General features: G+C 35.1%; 1 protein-coding gene. It reads right to left on the bottom strand.

Annotated features, from left to right (window positions below):
* Window positions 1-560: 560 nt before the first annotated feature.
* Entirely contained in the window at window positions 561-5,552 is a 4,992-nt protein-coding gene (locus tag NNJ85_RS09405; protein WP_254475463.1) for a type ISP restriction/modification enzyme, read from the bottom strand.
* Window positions 5,553-6,000: the final 448 nt, after the last annotated feature.

Genomic DNA, 6,000 nt, shown 5'->3' with positions numbered 1-6,000 from the left:
TTAGTGAGTGATTAAAACATGTCCTATGAAAGCATGTGATCTTTTAAAGCCTTTTAAAAGACAGTTTATAATCATAAAAAATGCTATCAAGATAGTGATGGTTATGAGTTTTGAAGGTTCTTTTTACCCCCCCTTATATATTTTTAAACATCAAAAAATAAAAGTTATTATATTTCAATATCTTAATTTTTATCAAGTTTAAAAATAACACCCTATAGTGATATTATAAAGCTATAAACACAACTCATAATATATTTTGAAGGTATTTTGAGAGTTTGAGAAACCTTCAAAATCTATAAGCAAAATAAATATATGTAACTCTCTTTAAACAGCGTTTTTAAAAACAATAAAGCTATCGTTTGAGATTACGGTATAATCTTTTAAAGACAATCCAAATAAGGGTGTTTAAAAGTGCAAAGCTTTTTTTTAGAAGAACGCATATAAACACTTCTTTTAAGATTGTATCTAATCAACTTAACAAAGAGGTATAGATTATGGTTATAAGACTCTATACCCCTTATAAGATAGCATACCCATTATATGAGCATACCTTAATAAGCTTATTCAGTTTCTTTAATTTCTAATTTTGGTAAGTTCTTAACAATCTTCATTGTCTCTAAACTTACGGTAATAACCCTTTGAAACAATTCTAGAGGGTAGGCAGGGTTTCCAACGGTCTCAACAGCATAGCGATTGGCATCATTCACAATACCACTCTTTTTATCAGTCTTTACGCATTGACGCCCCATAACCCATTCAAGAGCAGGCTTGCCATTGACGATATACTCATAAGCTTCAAGAGGGATATCTGTCATTATGATATTGCTGTTATAAATAACCGTTGTTTTATCCTTTTCCTTACTATTCTTAACTTTTGCGAATTTCATTTCTGTAACGTAATAAAACTTCTCTGGACTAGAGATATCAGTCTGTTTTGGATTGCCTTTTTTAAAGGTCACCGGATAAGGTTCTACAGTTTCATAATTGACGTGCAAATGACCCAATTCACGCCCTGCTGTAACAAATTTCCAAAAGTCCTCAGCAGTTTTTACACAAGGGATACGAGGGAGTTCTTTGCATAAATTATCAACATAACGGGTACGATAATCTTCCGAATGTAAGATTCCATAAACATAATAGAATAGATCATCTTTTGTGATTTTTTCATTAGGATAAGCTGCTTGAAAATGGTCTAGTCCTTCATCCGTAATGGCATCACGTCTCTGTAAACCAGCACTGTTGCTTTCCTCTGTAGAATTCGTAAACAAATGGGATTGGTTATTATCTTTAGATTTTAAGGCTATAGTATCTTCATAAAAGTATCTTGGAAAACATTGACCATTATGCACTACATGAAGATCAAGTATAGACTTAGCTATCAAAACAGAAAAACCTGATTGAGTTCCTATACCTGTAATTTGAATCACTCTATTTTCAACCGTTTGTCCCATAGAAAATATTCGAGGCATCTGGTAAGTTCTTTCATTAAAGGTATAGTTGTAATAAAGCCATTGTTGTGTAAAAGGACGATATAAACTTTGTGTAAGGCATTTGTTTTCAAATTCAAAAATCTTTCCTTTTACTAATTCTTCTTTCAGACTACTACTCCAACTTATCTTTCTCTCATCTGTATTGACGAAATTATCTATAGCATTCTTACGTAACTTATGATCAGCATGTGAATAGCTATTATTAAAACGTTCAACCTCAGTGTTATAAAAGGCAATCATGTTATTTATGTTCTTCACTAAGGATTCACGACTTGAATTATATATCCAAACATCACGATTAGTTTTTAAACCACAAGAATGAATCTCAAAAAGCTTTTTATCATGCCCTTTTTTAACACCTAGAGCTAGAAATCTTTTGAAACTATCATCACGTTGATTAATCCAATCCCCATGTTCGTCTGGTGTAATTATTTTCCAACCTTGTTTACTCCGTGTAATACCATCAATGCTACCAAAGAACTCTATAATCGTAAGTTTTTCTTTTGTCGTGAGATTATGACCAATATCATGATAGTAAATTTTACAGTCTCCAGAAGCATTAGGATTTTTGATAAACAGCGTCACAGCAATACCCGTCATACTTCCATTACCAAAAACATTTTCTCCTTCTTGAGAATTATTTTTATTCATCATATTTTTGCGAATATCCCCCCGTAAATTGAGTACGTAAATACTGGTAAATTCTTTGGCTAAAGATTTTCGTAAGCTATTCATTGTTGGCTTGTCTATGTAACTAGAACCAGAAACAAAGCCAATTACCCCAGCATTATCAATACGGTCACTAGCCCAACGGATAGCACGAATATAACTATCGTAAAGCGCTTGCACATTAGTTACTTTCGATAGAGCAGCATAAGTTTCACGAATACGGTCATCTAATATGGGATAAGTGGTGTTTTTTGCATTGTCGTTTTCGTTTTTTTGTCCTACGGAATAAGGAGGATTACCAAAGATAACTTCAATATTGAGATTTTTCTGATGTTCTAAATATTCACTGTTTTCTTTAAATAATTCTTGCAACAAGTCTTTCCTTTCAAGCATCTGAAACGTATCGGTTAAACCAATATGCTTGAATGGGATATAATTCCCTTTCATAAGACCATGATAGGTTGCTTCAATATTAATGGCTGCTATATAATAGGCTAGCAAGACAATCTCATTAGCATGGATATCATAACGGTATTTATATTCCATATCCTCTGGTTTGATCAGTTTAGATTGTAATAGCCGCGTAATAAAGGTTCCTGTTCCTGTAAAAGGGTCAAGAATAGACACACCCCGTGATCCTAGACTTTTTCCAAATTCATTGCGCAAGACATCATCAACAGAGTGAATGATAAAATCCACAACCTCAATGGGGGTATAAACAATTCCTAACTTTTCTACCGCACGCGGAAAAGCATAACGGAAAAATTCATTATAAAGCTCTACAATTAAGCTTTGTTGTGCTTCAAGAGTGGTAATTCCACGCGTGTAAAATTGTACACTCTTAGAAATATTTTTGAGATCTTGAGATTCTTCTTTAAGAGTAAAATTATCAAGGGCATTGAGTACACGTTGTAAAGCGCAAGATACGGGATTTTCTTGAACAAACTGATGCCCCTCAAATAAAGCATTAAAGACTGGACGCGTCACAAGATGTTGCGCAAGCATTTCAATTGCATTTTGTTCAGAAATATTCGTATTTAAATTGCTACGCAATTCGGTCATAAAATCATTAAACACCCGCCGTGTTTCGGTTTCTGATTTTGCCAAAACCTCAGTTAAGCGTGTGATATGAATTTGAGCAAGATCACCAACATTTATTGCCCATTTTTTCCAATAGCTAGGGTCGTAAAATCTATTAACAATAGCAGCTCTAATGACATCTTTACATTTAGAAAAAAGGGAAAGTTCTCCTTGTTCTCCACCTGTATGAGAGGGTTCATAAGTTAGTGATCCAATATTAAGTCCTGAATACTCTAATTTTGAGCGTAGAGGTAAATCATCAATAACCGTGGTCGTATCTTCTAACGCAAGTTCTTGAGAAGCAGCGACGATTTCAAGAGCATAGCTTACATCCTGTTTTTTGTGCATATGATGAATTATTTTATTAAAGTTATCATCATGGGCACGTAAAGCATTGAGAACTTGCCAGATGACATTATACTTTTTGTTGTTTTCTAAGGCTATTTCCGGCGGAATGTCAGCGGGTATCCCAATGGGTAGAATGATATAGCCTCTTTTTTTACCCTCTGCTCGACGCATGACGCGTCCTATTGCTTGAATAATCTCAATTTGACTTTTTCGCGGGTGTAAAAATAGAACGGCATCAAGAGCAGGAACATCAACACCTTCAGAAAGACAGCGTACATTGGTCAGAACACGGCAAGTATTTTCCCCCGCATCTTCCTTTAACCAGTCAAGTTGTTTTGTACGCTCTTTAGCACTAAAGGTTCCATCAATATGGGCAAAGGTACAGTTAAGAGGGGGAGTATCTTTATAGTTTTTATGAAGAGCGCGCAAAGATTCTTGCACTTTTTCTTTTTTAAATCTCTTGCATATGCGTTTAGAAGTATCAATATCTTTGCAAAAAGCTAAAGCTCTACGCATAGGCTTGGGGTCATCTTCAAGATCAAGTTTCAAGTCCATTTTAGTAAGGGCTCTATAACAGCCATTAATCTTGGTCCTATCATCGAGAATAAGTTCATAATTCTCATCGGTCATCAGATGTTGAATGGATTGGCTTACTTCTTTTTCATTGACTACTAATATGATAACTTTACAAGGTGATAACAGCTTATCTTCTAAAGCCCTTGAAAAGCTGTAAGCATAAAGTTGTTTGCCATAGAGTTTTTCATTATCCATGGACACCAAAACGTTATTGGACAAGACAGCATTCCTTTTCAGCTTGTCACTAAAGATCTTTGGGGTTGCTGTCATATACAGACGTTTTTTACCTTGAATGATACTGTTATCATGAACCTTGATAAATTCAGATTCATGCTTGTCTGTTCCCAATACAACCCCCGTCGTCCTATGAGCTTCATCGCAAATAATCAGATCAAACTCGGGTAACCCATAATCCTTTTGTGCATCCGAAATCACTTGAATGGAATGATAGGTTGAAAAGATGACTGTCATCACATCAAGAGAGGTTTTATTGGCTTTACGTGCAAGCTCTTGTGAATCCGTGGTAGCGGGTAAAACAAGATCAGAAGCATCGAGACCAGATTCATCATCATGTTTCCCTTTACGACGTTTTCCTACTTGTGTATCCGAACACACCGCAAAAGAACGTAAAGGAATTTCTGTATCAAGGGTCCATTCACGGATTGTTTGTGACATCAAAGCAAGAGAAGGGACTAAAAACAACACACGCTTGCCTTTTCCCGCCATGGTCTCTGCTATCTTAAGGCTTGTGAAAGTCTTGCCCGTCCCACATGCCATAATAAGCTTGCCACGGTCTGCTTCTTGTAAACCTTCACAGACTTTCTCAAGAGCTTCTTTTTGATGATCTAAAAGCTTTTTTTTCGGTTGCTCTTTAAGGACGGCTTGTCCTCTTTCTTTATAAGCCCCCCAATCAATTTGGCTGTTTTCTAAATCAAACAGATTAATCTGTTGAATACGAACTTCTTGACCATCACATGTGTTGTTCGCATTATCACTCCAATTGCTTTCAGTGCTATCAACCAATATGCGACGTGTGAATATTTTCTTCCCAGAGGCAGCGATAAAACTATCAATATCTTCTTTTTTAATGATGTGAGAAGCATCATAGCATTTACATTGAATAGCCGCATAGCCGCCGTCATCACGGATTGTAGCGACCAGATCAATGCCAATATCACGCCCATCTTCATCATGCTCTTGAGCCCATTCCAAATAAGTTTGAACCTTTTCGTATTCTTGCTTTTGAAGAGGGTCCTCAGACAGATAATCCTTCACAAGATTTTCAAAAAGGGTTCCCAATTCACGGGGTGATTTTGCTCGTTGACGATAATAGTCCAACAGAGAGCGTAGCGTGACGTGTTTATTATCAGACTTAACAGATTGCAGCATATTACAATAAAAATCCCTTGTCTTATAAGATGATCAATAACCATCAAAAGAATCAAAACGAATTCAATTAAATGCGTTTAAAACAAATATCGATAAAAATGGGAAAAAACTGCTAAAAAGCCGATAATTTTTTCAAAAGAGTTTTTAAAAGGATACTTATCAACAGCCTATGAGAAAGATCAGATCAGCAAAATAGTGAAATTTGCTATTCATTTGATGTGTTAATCAAGACAGATGCAATACGTTCTTTTAAAATATCATAATGATTATTTTGATAAGTTTTATAAATCATTGAAAAGGGCATTTGTGTCAGTTCAATTTACTGACAGATAACTGACAGGTTTTAATCAATTTACATCATTGGTTATTTTTAAAGATTGCACCATTGATATGAGTTGTGTTTTAAAGTCATTAATCTATTGAAATATAATAACTTTTATTTTTGATT

The organism is Bartonella sp. B1098 (assembly GCF_944896145.1).
In the GTDB taxonomy this organism is placed as follows: Bacteria; Pseudomonadota; Alphaproteobacteria; order Rhizobiales; family Rhizobiaceae; genus Bartonella.
The sequence above is the reverse complement of the archived record's forward strand: the minus strand, read 5'-3'. Positions and strand labels throughout refer to the sequence as shown.